17 protein-coding genes are annotated in these 15,414 nt (G+C 54.9%); 7 read left to right on the forward strand and 10 right to left on the reverse strand.

Translation table 11 applies throughout. The annotated features are described in order from the left end of the window. Window positions 1–19: 19 nt before the first annotated feature. The 6 genes from GS646_RS17155 to GS646_RS17180 all read right to left on the reverse strand — a co-directional run bounded on the left by GS646_RS17155 (window position 20) and on the right by GS646_RS17180 (window position 6,475). Entirely contained in the window at window positions 20–823 is an 804-nt protein-coding gene (locus GS646_RS17155; RefSeq protein ID WP_171184679.1) for an AAA family ATPase, read from the reverse strand. After that, window positions 816–1,436: a 16S rRNA (guanine(527)-N(7))-methyltransferase RsmG gene (gene rsmG / locus GS646_RS17160; RefSeq protein ID WP_171184681.1), complete on the reverse strand. Its 621-nt coding sequence runs from the start codon at window positions 1,434–1,436 to the stop codon at window positions 816–818. The genes GS646_RS17155 and rsmG overlap by 8 nt, the downstream gene beginning before the upstream one ends. After that, window positions 1,433–3,301, reverse strand: coding sequence for a tRNA uridine-5-carboxymethylaminomethyl(34) synthesis enzyme MnmG (gene mnmG, locus GS646_RS17165; RefSeq protein WP_171184683.1), 1,869 nt, complete (start codon window positions 3,299–3,301; stop codon window positions 1,433–1,435). Before mnmG ends, rsmG begins: the two co-directional genes overlap by 4 nt. Window positions 3,302–3,313: 12 nt before the next feature. Continuing rightward, window positions 3,314–4,600, reverse strand: a complete 1,287-nt coding sequence (mnmE, locus tag GS646_RS17170; protein ID WP_171648171.1) for a tRNA uridine-5-carboxymethylaminomethyl(34) synthesis GTPase MnmE — start codon at window positions 4,598–4,600, stop codon at window positions 3,314–3,316. A 31-nt stretch (window positions 4,601–4,631) separates the two neighbouring features. Further along, on the reverse strand, window positions 4,632–5,903 hold the full coding sequence (gene rho, locus GS646_RS17175) for a transcription termination factor Rho (RefSeq protein ID WP_171648168.1): 1,272 nt from the start codon (window positions 5,901–5,903) through the stop codon (window positions 4,632–4,634). A 122-nt stretch (window positions 5,904–6,025) separates the two neighbouring features. Continuing rightward, window positions 6,026–6,475: a CopD family protein gene (locus GS646_RS17180; protein WP_171184687.1), complete on the reverse strand. Its 450-nt coding sequence runs from the start codon at window positions 6,473–6,475 to the stop codon at window positions 6,026–6,028. 407 nt (window positions 6,476–6,882) lie between these two features. Here GS646_RS17180 and GS646_RS17185 point away from each other — a divergent pair, with 407 nt between their 5' ends. The 4 genes from GS646_RS17185 to dnaQ are packed head-to-tail and all read left to right on the forward strand — an operon-like array spanning window position 6,883 to window position 9,617. Continuing rightward, a complete protein-coding gene (locus tag GS646_RS17185) occupies window positions 6,883–7,482 on the forward strand; it encodes a nucleoside triphosphate pyrophosphatase (protein ID WP_171648166.1) in 600 nt (199 codons plus the stop codon). Beyond that, complete coding sequence (locus GS646_RS17190) at window positions 7,479–8,312, forward strand: shikimate dehydrogenase (protein ID WP_171184691.1); 834 nt, start codon at window positions 7,479–7,481, stop codon at window positions 8,310–8,312. Before GS646_RS17185 ends, GS646_RS17190 begins: the two co-directional genes overlap by 4 nt. Next, window positions 8,309–8,902 carry a dephospho-CoA kinase gene (gene coaE / locus GS646_RS17195; protein WP_171184693.1) on the forward strand — a complete coding sequence of 198 codons (594 nt, stop codon included), beginning with the start codon at window positions 8,309–8,311 and terminating at the stop codon, window positions 8,900–8,902. The genes GS646_RS17190 and coaE overlap by 4 nt, the downstream gene beginning before the upstream one ends. Continuing rightward, on the forward strand, window positions 8,895–9,617 hold the full coding sequence (gene dnaQ / locus GS646_RS17200; RefSeq protein WP_171184694.1) for a DNA polymerase III subunit epsilon: 723 nt from the start codon (window positions 8,895–8,897) through the stop codon (window positions 9,615–9,617). The genes coaE and dnaQ overlap by 8 nt, the downstream gene beginning before the upstream one ends. Window positions 9,618–9,641: 24 nt before the next feature. On the opposite strand, the gene secB is transcribed toward dnaQ, so the two are convergent. Continuing rightward, entirely contained in the window at window positions 9,642–10,142 is a 501-nt protein-coding gene (gene secB, locus GS646_RS17205) for a protein-export chaperone SecB (RefSeq protein WP_171184696.1), read from the reverse strand. A gap of 54 nt (window positions 10,143–10,196) precedes the next feature. Then, window positions 10,197–10,697 carry an FxsA family protein gene (locus GS646_RS17210; protein ID WP_171184697.1) on the reverse strand — a complete coding sequence of 167 codons (501 nt, stop codon included), beginning with the start codon at window positions 10,695–10,697 and terminating at the stop codon, window positions 10,197–10,199. A gap of 108 nt (window positions 10,698–10,805) precedes the next feature. Between GS646_RS17210 and GS646_RS17215 the strand changes: the two genes are divergently transcribed. From GS646_RS17215 to GS646_RS17225, 3 genes are read left to right on the forward strand one after another with little or no spacing between them, the layout of a single operon-like run. Next, window positions 10,806–11,465, forward strand: coding sequence for a Tim44/TimA family putative adaptor protein (locus GS646_RS17215; RefSeq protein WP_171092775.1), 660 nt, complete (start codon window positions 10,806–10,808; stop codon window positions 11,463–11,465). Beyond that, window positions 11,462–12,499, forward strand: coding sequence for a murein transglycosylase A (locus GS646_RS17220; RefSeq protein WP_171648164.1), 1,038 nt, complete (start codon window positions 11,462–11,464; stop codon window positions 12,497–12,499). Before GS646_RS17215 ends, GS646_RS17220 begins: the two co-directional genes overlap by 4 nt. Next, on the forward strand, window positions 12,499–13,086 hold the full coding sequence (locus tag GS646_RS17225; RefSeq protein ID WP_171092771.1) for a Smr/MutS family protein: 588 nt from the start codon (window positions 12,499–12,501) through the stop codon (window positions 13,084–13,086). The genes GS646_RS17220 and GS646_RS17225 overlap by 1 nt, the downstream gene beginning before the upstream one ends. On the opposite strand, the gene GS646_RS17230 is transcribed toward GS646_RS17225, so the two are convergent. Next, complete coding sequence (locus GS646_RS17230; RefSeq protein ID WP_171184701.1) at window positions 13,083–14,303, reverse strand: MFS transporter; 1,221 nt, start codon at window positions 14,301–14,303, stop codon at window positions 13,083–13,085. The two genes, GS646_RS17225 and GS646_RS17230, sit on opposite strands and share 4 nt — an antisense overlap. Further along, complete coding sequence (locus GS646_RS17235) at window positions 14,300–15,400, reverse strand: alpha/beta fold hydrolase (RefSeq protein WP_171184703.1); 1,101 nt, start codon at window positions 15,398–15,400, stop codon at window positions 14,300–14,302. Before GS646_RS17235 ends, GS646_RS17230 begins: the two co-directional genes overlap by 4 nt. Window positions 15,401–15,414 lie beyond the last annotated feature (14 nt).

Consider the following 15,414-nt stretch of genomic DNA (forward strand, 5'->3'; position numbering starts at 1 on the left):
TCGCCCTCCTCACTTCCGCCTACGCAGCGGTTTTATTGTTCTTGTGCATGATCTCGCGGGCCAGATGCCGATAAGCCATCGCGCCAAGCGAACCCGAGTCATATTGCAAGACCGGCAACGCATATGACGGAGCCTCACTGACCCGCACGTTTCTGGGTATCTTTGTCTTAAAGACCATCTCACCCAGATTGTCACGCGCATCCTTTTCAACCTGACGGGACAAGTTGTTGCGGTTGTCATACATGGTCAACACAACACCTTCGATTCTCAGGTCAGGATTTGCGGTTTGCCGAACTTCCCTGATCGTCAGCATTAGTTGCGACAAACCTTCCAGGGCAAAGAACTCACTTTGCAGCGGAACAAGGACGGAATGTGCCGCCACCATTGCATTGACGGTCAACAGGTTCAAAGATGGTGGGCAATCGATAAGGATGAAATCAAGGTTGAAAGCATCAACCGCAGTTTGCCGCAACGCATCGTGCAATAAATAACTGCGCTTCTCATTGGATATCAATTCAATGTCGGCAGAACTCAGATCAACGGTTGCCGGAACAACCAGAAGGTTTTCGATCTCGGTCTCTTGAACAACAGCCTCCAACGGCGCGTCGTCCAGGATGAGATCATAGGTTGTCCAATCCCGATCCTCTACACCCAATCCGGTGGACGCATTCCCTTGAGGGTCAAGATCAACCACCAGAACCCGACAACCGGATTCCGCCAGCCCTGCTGCCAGATTGATCGCCGTCGTTGTCTTCCCCACTCCGCCCTTCTGATTGGCGACCGCAATAATCCGAGGTCCTGAAGGTCGGGACAGATCAACCACGTGATACTCCTTTGATTTTAAGGATAACGGCCTGAGGTTCAGTTAAACTTGTAATCGGCTCGGCGTGGAAATTCCATTCCTCTTGCGCATCTGACAGTTCTTTTTTCCAGTTTGCGCCTTTGGGCAACAAGGCCGTGCCATTTTTACTTAAATGCCTGTCACAGAACGACAATAACACCCGCAACTCTGCCAATGCGCGCGCTGAAAGAACATCGGCACCCAATGGATCGACACTTTCGATTCGTTTGGAAATCACGCGGCATTTAATTCCACACTCCCGAGCAACACTACGTAAGAAGGCAGACTTCCGTTGATCGCTTTCAACAAATGTAAATTGCGATTTTGGTGACTGATCTGCCGCGATCAACGCACAAACCATACCCGGAAACCCGCCCCCACTGCCTAAATCCACCCAGCTTACGAACTGTTCCGCGCAGCCGAAAACTTGTACGGAGTCAAAAATGTGGCGCTCCCAAATGTGTTCAAGACTGTTGCGAGACACAAGATTGATCTTGGGATTCCAACGCTTCACCAGTTCAACGTAGGCCTCCAGGCGCTCGAATGTTTCACGTGAAACATTCAACCGTTCAAATGCAGAATAGTCGGGCGTCATGCCTGTCGAACCCTCTGGTCGCGGCGGAGTTTTGCAAGAACAAGGGTCAGCGCAGCAGGTGTAACCCCTTCTACACGACCCGCCTGCGCAATGTTTTCGGGCTTAGCTTGCGAGAGCTTTTGTTTCATCTCGGAAGATAGACCATCCAACGCGAAATAATCGAAATTCCGGGGAATTACGTAGGATTCATCCCGCTTCATTGCTTCCACATCACGTTTCTGACGCGCAATATAGTTTGCGTAAAGCGCGTCGCGCTCAATCTGTAGTCTGATCTTTTGGTCTACGTCTTGGAGATCCGGAATCAAAGGCAATAAGCTATCGAAGGATACGTCCGGAAAAGCCAAGATCGCCATTCCATCCCTGCGATTTCCATCCTGGTTAACGTTTATTCCGGCGGACAACACTTCTTTTGGTGTATAGGTACGTTCTGCCAATTTGGTTTTTACTGCATCAAGTTGAGCCATCTTGTCTTCGAAATGCAGCCGACGGCTGGACCCAACGCATCCAAGATCAATGCCAATCGGTGTCAAACGCTGATCTGCGTTATCCGCGCGCAAGGACAGACGGAATTCAGCTCGTGAGGTAAACATACGATATGGTTCAGCCACGCCACGCGTCGTCAGATCATCTATCATTACGCCAATATAGCTGTCAGATCTGGTGAAATGCACAGGATCACGGCCTTGAACCTCCAGCGCGGCATTAAGGCCAGCGACCATCCCCTGAGCAGCTGCTTCCTCATAACCCGTTGTTCCATTGATCTGGCCCGCCAAATACAACCCGGGAACATCGGGCAGCGACAGAGTCGCGGTCAAGACACGAGGGTCAACGTAGTCATACTCAATTGCGTATCCGGGCTGCAGGATCTCTGCGTTTTCAAGGCCTTTGATGGACCGAACATATTGCAACTGCACGTCTTGAGGTAATGATGTTGAGATACCATTGGGGTAAATCGTATGATCATTCACGCCTTCGGGTTCCAGGAAAATCTGATGCGATTCCTTGTCAGAAAACCGCACAATTTTATCCTCAATAGAGGGGCAATACCGAGGACCGATGCCGTCAATATGACCGCCATACATGGCTGACTTCGAAAGATTGGCCTCAATAATCTCGTGCGTTTTCGCGTTGGTATGCGTGATTCCACAAGAAATCTGAGGTGCCACCACGTCTGTCGATAGAAACGAAAACAGTGTTGGCTCTTCGTCCCCGTCTTGACGCTCGAGATCAGACCAGTCGATTGTCCGCCCATCCAAACGCGGCGGCGTGCCTGTTTTCAACCGACCCAGTGGCAGATCATAACTATCCAAACGTTCCGCAAGCTTGATGGAAGGGCGATCACCCATGCGGCCACCGGGGCGAGATACATCTCCGATATGAATAACACCGCGTAAAAACGTGCCAGAGGTCAGAATGACGGCGCGCGCGGAAATCTCTGAGCCATCCGCAAGCGAAACTCCGGAAACGCGCGAGCCGTCCATGATAAAATCAACGACCTCACCGACAATAACAGACAGGTTGGGTTGAACTTGTGTTTCTTTTTGCATTGCTGCCCGGTAAAGGGCGCGGTCCGCTTGCGTCCTGGGGCCCTGCACCGCAGGACCCTTTCGGCGATTCAGCAGACGGAACTGAATGCCAGCTTGGTCTGCAACACGTCCCATAACGCCGTCCAGGGCGTCAATCTCGCGTACCAGATGGCCTTTCCCTAAACCACCAATTGCAGGATTGCAGGACATAACTCCGATATCTGATGCAGACAGCGTTACCAGCGCGGTACTTGCCCCCATCCTGGCAGACGCGTGCGCAGCCTCGGTACCGGCGTGCCCGGCTCCAATAACGATCACATCGAACTTTGAATGTTTCACGTGAAACACTCCTTACTTTCCCAAACAGAAGCTAGAGAAGATTTCGTCCAGCAGTGTTTCGACATCTATTCTACCAACCAGAGATTCAAGAGCTCGAATGGCAGTTCTAAGCTCTTCTGCCGCGATATCATACAGGTCCGGACCTGATTCCAGAACCGCGATTGCAGATTGAAGCGAATCCAGTGCCCGACCAATTGCCACGCGATGGCGTTCCCGCGTAGCGATACCATGGGTAGTAGTTCGTTCACTCAAAACACGCGAAATCTGGTTAACGAGCGCATCAATCCCCTGCCCAGTCTTGCCAGATACACCCAGACCTTCATCACCTCGAAGATCAGCTTTGGGCAGAACATGAATGTCACCAGCTTGCATCCCAACACCCAATTCTTCCGGCTTTTCCGATAGAAAAACACGAAGGTCGGCCGCCTCCGCTCTTCCGCGTGCCAGCTCGATGCCCAGGTTTTCGACGTGATCTTCGGTTTCTCTCAACCCGGCCGTGTCCAACAAGGTCACTGGCAATCCTGCCAGATCCATTCGCACTTCGATCACATCCCGCGTGGTTCCAGCGTATTCCGAGGTAATCGCCGCCTTCCGACCGGCCAGCGCATTTAGAAGAGTGGACTTTCCTGCATTCGGAAGACCAACAATTGCGACTTCAAACCCTGTCCGGATACGCTCAGCGATTTTCACACCGTCGGCCTCACGTCTGAGGTCTGACATCACACCATGGATTAGTTCTCGTACTTCAGGTGTCACATCTGTTGGCACCTCTTCATCGGCAAAGTCGATGACAGCTTCCAACAAGGACGCTGTTCGTATCAAATCCCGGCGCCACCGTTCTGCCAGTGTACCCAGTTCGCCAGCCAGAATGGTTTGGGCCTGCTTACGCTGAGCTTCGGTTTCCGCGTCTATCAGATCCGCCAGACCTTCGACCTGAGTCAGGTCCATCTTACCGTTTTCAAGTGCCCGGCGCGTGAACTCACCCGGTTCGGCGATGCGCAAGCCGTCAATGTCTGATAAACACCGCAGCACGGCGTTAACAGACGCGGTGCTGCCATGGATTTGCAGCTCCGCCACATCCTCTCCGGTGAAACTGGCCGGGGCTTGGAATGTCAGAACCAACCCGTCATCCAAACGCGCACCTTTCTCGTCCCGCAACGTGCGCAGGACCATGCCACGTTTTGGAAGCGCATCCCTTGTAAGGCGTGCCGCTGCAAAATGAGAGTCAGGGCCGGAGAGGCGGATCACAGCCACTCCAGCTTTACCTTGCGCGCTGGCCAAGGCGAATATCGTATCCATTCGAAGGCCTCGCTTGGGTCTAAGACCTGTGTCAGGTGTTCATCGAATCGAAGAACTCGCCGTTTGTCTTGGTCTGTTTCAACTTCGACAGCAGGAACTCGATTGCGTCGGTGGTACCCATCGGGTTGAGGATACGGCGCAGAACGAAGGTCTTGGCCAGATCGCCCTTGTCGACCAGCAGGTCCTCTTTCCGGGTACCGGACTTGAGGATGTCGATAGCCGGGAACACGCGTTTGTCTGCGATTTTACGATCCAGAACGATTTCCGAGTTACCGGTGCCTTTGAATTCTTCAAAGATCACCTCGTCCATCCGGCTGCCGGTGTCGATCAGCGCGGTGGCGATGATGGTCAGCGAACCACCCTCTTCGATATTCCGTGCCGCACCAAAGAACCGCTTGGGCCGTTGCAGAGCGTTGGCGTCCACACCACCGGTGAGAACCTTACCTGAGGATGGCACCACGGTGTTAAACGCTCTACCAAGTCTTGTGATTGAATCGAGAAGAATAACAACATCTCGTTTATGTTCAACCAAACGCTTGGCTTTTTCGATCACCATTTCGGATACGGCCACGTGGCGCGTTGCCGGTTCGTCAAAGGTCGAGGACACAACCTCACCCTTCACCGAACGCTGCATGTCCGTCACCTCTTCCGGGCGTTCGTCGATCAGAAGGACGATCAGGTAACACTCTGGATGGTTCTGTTCGATCGAGTGCGCGATGTTTTGCAGGATCACCGTCTTACCGGTCCGCGGAGGCGCCACGATCAGCGAGCGCTGGCCTTTACCGATGGGTGACACAAGGTCGATCACACGCGCCGACTTGTCCTTGACGGTCGGATCTTCGATCTCCATCTTCAGACGTTCATCCGGGTACAGAGGCGTCAGGTTGTCGAACAGGATCTTGTGCTTGGCCTTTTCAGGATCTTCAAAGTTGATCTTGGTGACCTTGGTCAGCGCAAAGTAACGCTCGTTATCGTCGGGCGCTTTAATCTCACCTTCGACCGTGTCGCCGGTGCGCAGCGAGTGCTGACGGATCATATCGGGCGAGACATAGATATCGTCGGGACCAGGCAGATAGTTCGCCTCGGGCGAGCGTAGGAAGCCGAAGCCGTCTTGCAGGACTTCCAGCACGCCGTCACCGCCAACGGTCCAGCCCTCATCTGCGCGTTCGCGCAGAATCTGGAACATCATCTCACCTTTCCGCATGGTCGAGGCGTTTTCGATCTCCAGCTCTTCGGCCATCGCCAGAAGGTCTTTGGGGCTTTTGGCTTTCAGGTCGGCCAGATTCAGGGCGTCAGTTGTCATGATATATACCTTCACCGCGATCAGCGCGGCACGAAGTGGAATTTCAGTACGGAAGATACGCCGCCCGGACGGGCGTGTTGATCCTTACATAAGCGCGACAGCTTTCGGAGTCAAACGTGCCTTCAGAACTTCAGAATGACCGCCAGAACGATGATAACCATCAAAACGGTCGGAACCTCGTTCATCATGCGATACTGCCGCCCAGTGAGCTTATTTTGGCCTTCCAGGAAATCCTTGCGCCGGGCCATCAGCCAGTGATGGAACCAGGTCATGCCGATCACGGCTGCACCTTTGACCCAAGGCCAGGACCAATCCCATCCAACAATACCCGGCGTAAACACCATGATCAGGCCACACACCCACGCCACGATCATCGCAGGGCGCATAATGACACGCAGCAGCTTTTCTTCCATTTCAAAGAAAATTTCTTGTGCCCCGTCGACAGCCTGAACTTTCTCAACGTGATAGACGAACAAGCGTGGTAGATAGAACAGACCTGCCATCCACGAGATTACGGCCATGATATGAAGTGACTTCACCCACGGGTACAGCGTGAAAAGAAGATCAGTCATTTTGGCTCCGAGTGTTGTTCGGAACTCTCCCTAATAAAAAAATAAGAAAAGAAAAAGGAAGATGGTTTTGTAGGGCGTTCAAAAACCGTGGATTACTGTTTTATCCATGTGTTTTCCCCAAGGTGGGCAAAACAATCTCACTTTCTGATGATTCTGTTGAAGTTATATTTTTTAGATTTAAAAACAATGTATTAGCCTAAAACAAGAGGCGGATGATCTGGGGGTAAATCTTTGGTTATCATGGGATGGTTCAGTTATCCCGGTGATCAGACTTATCCTTGTCCCGGCTGGATGGGATTTGAGCGACTCGGGGATCTTTGACACGATTTTCCCGGGGTTGCGTGTCAACCGGAAAACCATACAAAGCACCCCAGAACTCTCATCGACTTGCACACGGGGTTTTCCACATGTCTGTCCCCATTCTTCTGGCATCGGGATCTGCGATACGGGCGCAGCTGCTTGAGAATGCAGGTGTACCATTCACCGTTCAAACCGCGCGCGTGGATGAAGACACAGCCAAGCGCGCCTTGCTGGCTGAAAACGCGTCACCACGGGATATTGCCGACACGCTTGCTGAAATGAAAGCGCGCAAGGTCAGTGACAAAAACCCTGGCGCTATGGTGCTGGGGTGTGATCAGGTTCTGGATTTTGACGGTCAGCTGCTATCAAAACCTGAAACCCCGGAACAGGCAGTCGCTCAGCTAAAAGAGATGCGCGGCAAACGGCACATGCTTTTGTCTGCGGCCGTGATCTATCAGGAGGGCGAACCGATTTGGCGGCATATAGGACAGGTACGGTTGCGGATGCGGGCCAGCTCTGATGCCTATTTGAAGGATTATGTTTCACGGAACTGGGACAGTATCCGCCATGCCGTTGGAGCATATAAGCTGGAAGAAGAAGGTGTCCGGCTGTTCGCCACCATTGACGGCGACTATTTTAACGTTTTGGGTATGCCCTTGTTGGAGCTTCTCAATTTTCTGGCTGTCAAAGGGGTGATCGATCAATGACGGACTACCGGGTTCCACTGGCCGGGGTGATCGGACATCCCATTGGGCATTCGCGTTCCCCCAAACTGCATGGCCATTGGCTGAAGACGTATGGCCTTGCCGGGCATTACATTCCCATGGATGTTGCACCTGCCGATCTGGAAACCGTGCTACGTACGCTGCCCAAAGCAGGTTTTGTCGGGGCCAATGTGACTGTTCCTCACAAGGAAGCAGCGTTGAAGATCGCGGATCACGTATCCGACCGCGCAACGGTGATCGGCGCTGCGAATACACTGGTGTTCCGCGAAGATGGCTCGATCCATGCAGATAACACTGATGGGTATGGTTTCATGGAAAACCTGCGCAGCGGTGCCCCCGACTGGAATGCCAAAGACGGCCCGGCCGTAGTGTTTGGGGCCGGCGGGGCGGCGCGCGCTGTTCTGCAAGCCTTGTCCGATGCAGGTGTGCCGGAAATCCTGTTGACCAATCGAACGCGTGCCCGTGCCGATCATCTGAAAGAGGAATTTGGCCAACGAATCCGCGTTGTTGATTGGGTTCAGGCCGGAAACGTCATCGAAAATGCGGAACTGGTGGTCAACACGACCTCATTGGGGATGCAGGGCCAGCCGGAATTGCGGGTTCCTCTGGATGGGTTGCAGCCCGGCGCCGTGGTCACGGATCTGGTCTATGCCCCGTTAAAGACAAACCTTCTGAAAACCGCGGAAGAAGCAGGATGCACGACGGTTGATGGTTTGGGCATGTTGTTGCATCAGGCGGTTCCGGGGTTTGAGCGGTGGTTTGGCGTGCGTCCCGAAGTGGATGCAGAGACGCGCGCGGCGGCTTTGGCATGAGTTTTGCCCTTGGCCTGACCGGTTCTATCGGCATGGGGAAAAGCACCACAGCACAGATGTTTGTCGAAGAAGGCTGTGCTTTGTGGGATGCTGACGCGGCAGTGCACCGGTTGTACGCGTCCGGAGGTGCTGCGGTTGAACCAATGCGAGCAGCCTTCGCTGGTGCGATTGTCGACGGAGCTGTAAGCCGAGACGCGTTAAAGCAGATCATTGCTGCCGATCCCGAAGCGTTGAAAGCAATCGAAGCGATTGTGCATCCTCTGGTTGCGAAAGATCGCGCGGTATTTCGTGAAAACACAACGAGCGACATATCGGTGTTCGACATACCTCTTCTTTTCGAAACAGGCGGAGATGCAGCCATGGACGCCGTCGCCTGCGTTTCGATCCCGGCTGACGAACAAAAGCGCCGCGTTATGGAACGGGGAACCATGTCCGAGGCGCAGTTCGAACAGATCCGCGCCAAGCAGATGTCGAATGATGAGAAATGCGCGCGGTCCGATTTTGTAATCGTAACAGACACGCTGGACCATGCCCGTCAGCAGGTGCAGGATGTGGTCAGGCAGATACGGGCGGGGATGAAAGATGCGTGAGATCGTACTCGATACCGAAACCACCGGATTCGATCCCGAAAGCGGGGACCGGATTGTTGAGATTGGTGCCGTTGAGCTGTGGAACCACGTCGCGACGGGTGAAACCTATCACGTCTATATCAACCCTGAACGCGGTATGCCGGATGAGGCGTTTGGCGTCCATGGCATCGGCCCAGACCTGTTGGAAAACCCGCGTCCACCGGAAAAGGGTGAGGTAACGCTGAAAGACAAACCGGTGTTTGCCAAGGTGGGTCACGGGTTTCGTGAATTTGTTGGGGATGCGCGGTTGGTGATCCACAACGCATCGTTCGACATGAAGTTCCTGAACGCTGAACTGAAGTGGATGGGCGCGCCGTTGATCCCGATGGAACAAGCGCTGGATACGCTGGCAATCGCCCGCAAACGGTTTCCCGGTTCTCCGGCTTCCCTAGATGCGCTCTGCCGACGTTTCAACATCGACAACTCGAACCGTGTTCTGCACGGCGCTTTGCTCGACTCTGAAATACTGGCCGAGGTTTATCTTGAGCTGATCGGAGGGCGGCAGCCTGATTTTGGCCTGTCCACGTCCGCATCATCTGCATCCGGTGGAGGCGAAGACTGGCGACCAACACCGCGTAGCGCAGCATTGCCATCCCGGATCACCGAAGATGAACGCGCAGCACACGAAGCGTTTGTAGAGAAGTTGGGCGAAAGCGCTCTGTGGACCCGCGCCTGATCCGGTCAGGCGCGGGTCAAAGCCTTAGGCGTCGGTCTTTTCGGTCTGAGCGGCCTGACGACGCATCAATTCGTTGCGATACAGCGCCACGAAATCGATATTGTCCAGGTTCACCGGTGGGAAGCCGCCATCACGGGTGATGTCGCTGACAATGCGGCGCAGGAACGGGAACAGCATCCGCGGGCATTCGATCATCAGGAACGGGTGCATCTGATCTTCTGGCACGCCTTCCACGTGGAACAGCCCGCAATAGTCCAGTTCGCACAGGAACAGCACATCATCCATGCCTTTGGCTTTGGATGTCAGGTTCAGCTTAATGGACACTTCAAACTGATGTTCAGCGCTGCGCTTTTTCGCGTCCAGGTTCACCTGAACCGCGATTTCCGGCTGCACGTCGCCTGACACACCCTTTTGCGCCATCACGTTTTCAAAGGACATATCGCGGATGAACTGCCCCAGAACCCGCATTTGAACCTGCGGGGCGGCTTGGGCCGCAGTGTTTTCTGCAGCGTTTTCTTCGGCCATGGATCTACTCCAAAATTAAACTTCGCCACTGCTTAGCAAGTTGGGCGCGGCACCTCAATGCTGGTGGGGCCCTTCCACCCATTTCGACGGCTTTGAAGGGTCTTTTTTCGGGCGAACTTCGCTGAATTCACCGTCAATGATGTCCCCCTGCTCGAAAGGGTTTTGTCTCGGTTGAAACCCTGTGCCCGGTCCCATCTGAAACTGTGCCACGGTGACTTTCGACTTCAGGTAGCGGAAAACAGCGACACGAACGCCCGGTACCAGCAAGGCAAATCCTATGGCATCGGTGAAAAATCCCGGTGTCAGCAGCAATGCGCCGGACAAAAGGATCATAGCACCGTGGGCCAAAGGTTCGGTTGGGTCATCCAGTTCAGCGAACGATCGCTGCAAATTTATCAATGCCATGCGACCTTGTGTCCGCACCAGAACCGTGCCCAGAACGGCGGTCAGCACAACGATGGCAAGAGTTGGCCAAAGTCCAATCAGACCACCTACCTGAATAAACAGAGCGATCTCAATGATGGGCACCAATAAAAATGCCAAGAACAGATACATTTGCGCTATCCTTTCCCTTAGGCCGGGCTGTGGACTTGCCACCCACGCTCACCTACATAGTGGCATGAGGCCGCGTATACAAAGTCGCGGTTCTGAAAAGAGGATGAAATGAACGAACCCATGATCCAGCTACTGGTCCTGGCCGGAATTGCCGTTTTCCTGATCCTGCGCCTCAAAAGCGTATTGGGTACGCGTGAAGGTTTTGAGAAACCACCTTTGCAGCAACAGCCTGAAGCGCATAAATCGCGTCGCGATTTCGAGGTGATCGAAGGCGGCCCGGATCATGACATCACTGACCATGTCGCCGAAGACAGCGAACAGGCGCAAACCCTGGCCGCGATGAAACGGGTTGAGCCCGCCTTTTCTGTCAATGAATTTGTTCAGGGTGCACGCGGTGCCTATGAGATGATTGTGATGGGGTTCGAAAAAGGCAACCTGGACGAAATCCAGCCGTTCCTATCGGAAGAGGTATTTGAAACATTCGTCTCGGTCGTCGCTGCCCGCGAAGATCAGGGCCTGACCATCGAAGCTGAATTTATCGGTGTACGGGAAACTACCCTGTCGGATGTTAAGTTCGACAAAGACACCAATGAGGCCGAGATCACCATGAAATTCGTGGGTGAACTGACCTCGGTCGTGCGGGATCGCGGCGGTGATATTGTCGAGGGCAACCCCAACACAGTGAAACGCCAAAAGGACAGCTGGACCTTTGCCCGTGTGATGGGCAAGGACGATCCGAACTGGCTGCTTGTTGCCACGGACGCATGATTGCCACGCTCCGGTCGCTTTTTCTGGTGGGTGCAATGACCGCCGCCAGCGCTGCCGGAGCCGAGGCAACGCGATCCATTCTGTCGTTTGACGATCTTCAGGGCTGGGCCGAAGATGACCACGGCGCGGCCCTTTCCGTTTTTCTGAATACTTGTGGCGATCTGAAGGACCCGGACTGGCGTGCATTATGCGGAGTTGCCGGGACATATGAAGCGGATGCTGCGCGAGCGTTTTTTGAACTCTTTTTTCGCCCCGTGTTGGTCGAGGATGGCAAAGACGCCTTGTTCACGGGGTATTTTGAACCCGAACTTGATGGTGCGCGCAGCCGGACTGATCGTTTCAAGTACCCCATTTACAAGATGCCCCCCGAAGCGCGAGATGGGCCATGGCTCAGCCGTCGGGAAATCCTGACTGGTGATGTGATGCAGGGTCGCGGGCTTGAAATTGCTTGGGTCGATGACCCGGTCGAGCTGTTTTTCCTGCAAATTCAGGGTTCGGGACGTGTGCGGCTGCCCGATGGTGGTGCCTTGCGTGTGGGATACGGGGGCGCAAACGGTCATCCGTACAGATCCATCGGTGTCGAACTGGTTCGGCGCGGGATTTTAGGCGCGCATGAGGTCAGTGCTCAGATGATCCGGGCGTGGGTGCGCAAGAACCCTGAGGCCGGTGCCGAGCTGCTGTTCCACAATCCTTCCTATGTTTTCTTTCGTGAAGTCTCGCGCGTTGCGCCCGAACTTGGGCCATTGGGGGCCATGAACCGATCGATTACAACGATGCGCAGCATTGCGGCGGATCCGGCCTATACGCCATTGGGGGCGCCGGTCTGGGTTGAGAAGGACGGCAAAAACCCGATGCGTCGCCTGATGATCGCGCAGGACACTGGGGCCGCCATCAAGGGTGCCCAGCGGGCAGACATCTTTTTCGGAACGGGTGACGAAGCCGGGCAAGCTGCGGGCAGGTTAAAAGATCCGGGTCGGATGGTCGTTTTGTTGCCGATTCAGCGGGCCTATGCCCTGCTGCCGGACGAATTCTGATGACCCGGCGCAAACTGACGACTGAAGAGATCGAGCTTTGGCGCAAGGTCGCCAAACAAGCCGAACGGATGCATCCGGAAATTCCACAGACGGTGCATCCGACCTCATTGCCGAAACCCAAGCCGAAAAAAACGCCGAGACCTCGGTTCGAAGCGTTTGAAATTGGTGAGACTCATCAGACAAAACCTAAGCCAAATGATTTGAAGCCATCGGTCACAGATGCGCTGCGCAGAACGCCGGTTCAGATGGACAACAAAGCTTTTGGCCGAATGAAGCGCGGTAAGCTCAAACCGGAAAGCAAACTGGACTTGCACGGCATGCGGGTCGACACGGCGCATCCCGCGCTGATCCGTTTTGTCCTGACAGCGCAGGCACAAGGCAAACGGTTGGTTTTGGTTGTGACCGGCAAAGGAAAGGATCGGGACGAACCGGGCCCGATTCCGACCCCACGCGGAGTACTCCGAAATCAGGTGCCGCATTGGCTGACCATTCCGCCACTGGCGCAGGCGGTGATGCAGGTTACGCCCGCCCACATAAGCCATGGTGGGGATGGAGCTTATTACGTTTACTTGCGGCGTCTTCGCTAAAGGGATCGTGCCGCACGGGTTACACCAACACGGACCAGCGTGCAGACCAGAACAAAAAATCCTCCGGTCCACAGGAACTGAGTATCCAACGAAACGCCCCAATCGATCAGCACTCCGGTCAGACCCGGACCGATCGCCGAACCCAGAACCATGACCGCTGTTGCCATCGCTTTGATCGCACCGATGTGTCGGGTGCCGTAGAACTCGGCCCAGAAGGCGCTGGGCAACGTGCTGTTTGCCCCGGCGGTGAGCGCCAGAAGAACCAGCCCAAGCGTCGCCCCGGCAATCGAGGTCGTCAGGGCAAGAGTCACAAAACCCAGCGCAATCGGCAGCTGGTAATAGGGTATCATCCGTGCTGTGCCCCATTTGTCCAACGCCCAGCCGGCCGCAAACATCGAAAGCAGCGATACCCCGGTATAAACGGGAAACAAGGCGACCAATTGGATATGAGCCCATCCTTTCACTTCAGCCAAATGGACCTGATGAAAAAAGAAGGCCGTGACAAAAGCCGACGGCCCAAGGACGGCGGGCGCCATAAACCAGAACAACGGGTGTTTCAGCGCATCACGTCGTGTCCAGTGACGGCCTTGCATACCGGTGGCTGAATATTCGCTGGCAAGGCTTTGCGGGGTGCGTTCTTCCCTGAGAAGGCGCATCAGAATTGGAATACCCAGCAAAACGATAATGGCTGCAAGCCCCCACAGCCACCGCCAGTCCAGAAACACCATGGCGGTGACAAATGCCAGCGGCAGCAGCGCCTCTCCGATCGCGTACCCGACCGAAGCAATGGACAAGGCCTTGCCCCGTGTTGCGGTGAACCAACGGGCCATTGCAACCATCGCAAGATGGGTGCTCATGCCTTGCCCAAACAGGCGCAAAAGAAAGATCACCGCGGGCAGCAGCAATACCCAGCTGTTCAGCGACATGGCCAGTGCCGCCAACGCCAACCCGGCCAGAACCACAGGTCCCAACATTCGGACGCGGAAAACATCTGTCAGCCCGCCCGCCCAGATCATCACCAGTGCTGCTACGAGCGTGCCCAGAGAATACAACCCACCCCAGGCCCCGTGGCTGAGGCCGTAAGCAGTGCGAATTTCACCGGCAAAGACCGAGATAAAGAAGGTCTGCCCAAAACTGGACAGGAAGGTCAGCAGGACTCCGGCTCCCAACCACGCCGCATTGTCAGTTAGAAACCGACGCAGATTAAACTGCGTCACGGTGTGGTCACCTCGGCCTGTCCGGTTTCGGTCAATACAATTTCAGTGGCGCCATCGGGATTGCGTTCGCTGGGCGGCACGAGAATATCGATGGCCTGCCGATCTTCGCGCCCGAACGTGCTGTTGATGCGCCGCAACGAGCTGAGGATCGACAGCAGCGCCGGAGAGGTTGCGGCGACGAAATGCGAGGACGCAGCATCGCTGTTGAAAGCGGTGGTATCGATCACGCTGATCGGGAATTCTTCAAGCGAGGTGATCGAGCTGATGTTTCCAAGCCTTTCACCCTCATCAGTGCCGCGCAGACGAGCCGAGATATTCAGGATTTTGTCCTTTTGGGATACCATAACAAGAAACGGGTCGGGTGGATTGTCGATGCGTTTCATTTGCGAGCGAAACAGATCCAGATCCAGATCCGGTGAGATCAGCACGACACCTTCGAGGTTTCTTTTCGCCCACCCGGGTTCCTGCAGCTCAGCTTGTCGCATCATTTCCATCGACAAGGCGCCGCCCATGGAATGTGCAACCAGAATAACGCGCTTTACGCCCATGGCCTTGAGTTCGCGGATGGTCTGCTCCAGCCCGTCGCGGGCGAACAGCATGCTGTCCAGGTCATAGGCATACCCATAGCCGGTTGCTCGGCTAGGCCATGAATACACCAGCGTCGATCCCGGAAGACCGATGTCATGGGTCAGTTGAGCGGCGCGGAAGATCGTTTCGGTCTGAGTCGAGTTATAGCCGTGTACAAAAATCGTAACGTCGTCCTGACCGCGCAGGTGTTCGCGCAGACCTTGCGGGCCGTTCAACTCTGTCACGCCTGTCAGAACAAATTCTTTCTGCGGGTTGGGGTTTGCATATGAGAATTTAAGCGTACCCGGAGTATGTGTCGGCGGAATGGAAACAGTCGTTTCCAGAAACTGGAGCGACTCGCCACGCCGGAATCCATAAGATCCATCGACTTCGCGCGCTCGGGTCGTACTGGCAAAAATCGTTTCAGGTGTACCAACAGCCACAGCCGATGGAACAATTTCGGACACAGTCCGATCAACACAGGCGCTCAGCGAAAGGGACAAGAGTAAGACGATGAAATAGCGCAGCACGTGCCAGCCCTCGG

The organism is Ruegeria sp. HKCCD4315 (assembly GCF_013112245.1).
Lineage (GTDB): Bacteria > Pseudomonadota > Alphaproteobacteria > Rhodobacterales > Rhodobacteraceae > Ruegeria.

What these genes read in the sequence shown, in the direction of transcription:
- rsmG (WP_171184681.1), bottom strand. Translation starts at nt 1,436, where the DNA reads ATGACGCCCGACTATTCTGCATTTGAACGGTTGAATGTTTCACGTGAA.
- mnmE (WP_171648171.1), bottom strand. Translation starts at nt 4,600, where the DNA reads ATGGATACGATATTCGCCTTGGCCAGCGCGCAAGGTAAAGCTGGAGTG.
- rho (WP_171648168.1), bottom strand. Translation starts at nt 5,903, where the DNA reads ATGACAACTGACGCCCTGAATCTGGCCGACCTGAAAGCCAAAAGCCCC.
- GS646_RS17180 (WP_171184687.1), bottom strand. Translation starts at nt 6,475, where the DNA reads ATGACTGATCTTCTTTTCACGCTGTACCCGTGGGTGAAGTCACTTCAT.
- GS646_RS17185 (WP_171648166.1), top strand. Translation starts at nt 6,883, where the DNA reads ATGTCTGTCCCCATTCTTCTGGCATCGGGATCTGCGATACGGGCGCAG.
- GS646_RS17190 (WP_171184691.1), top strand. Translation starts at nt 7,479, where the DNA reads ATGACGGACTACCGGGTTCCACTGGCCGGGGTGATCGGACATCCCATT.
- coaE (WP_171184693.1), top strand. Translation starts at nt 8,309, where the DNA reads ATGAGTTTTGCCCTTGGCCTGACCGGTTCTATCGGCATGGGGAAAAGC.
- dnaQ (WP_171184694.1), top strand. Translation starts at nt 8,895, where the DNA reads ATGCGTGAGATCGTACTCGATACCGAAACCACCGGATTCGATCCCGAA.
- secB (WP_171184696.1), bottom strand. Translation starts at nt 10,142, where the DNA reads ATGGCCGAAGAAAACGCTGCAGAAAACACTGCGGCCCAAGCCGCCCCG.
- GS646_RS17210 (WP_171184697.1), bottom strand. Translation starts at nt 10,697, where the DNA reads ATGTATCTGTTCTTGGCATTTTTATTGGTGCCCATCATTGAGATCGCT.
- GS646_RS17215 (WP_171092775.1), top strand. Translation starts at nt 10,806, where the DNA reads ATGAACGAACCCATGATCCAGCTACTGGTCCTGGCCGGAATTGCCGTT.
- GS646_RS17220 (WP_171648164.1), top strand. Translation starts at nt 11,462, where the DNA reads ATGATTGCCACGCTCCGGTCGCTTTTTCTGGTGGGTGCAATGACCGCC.
- GS646_RS17225 (WP_171092771.1), top strand. Translation starts at nt 12,499, where the DNA reads ATGACCCGGCGCAAACTGACGACTGAAGAGATCGAGCTTTGGCGCAAG.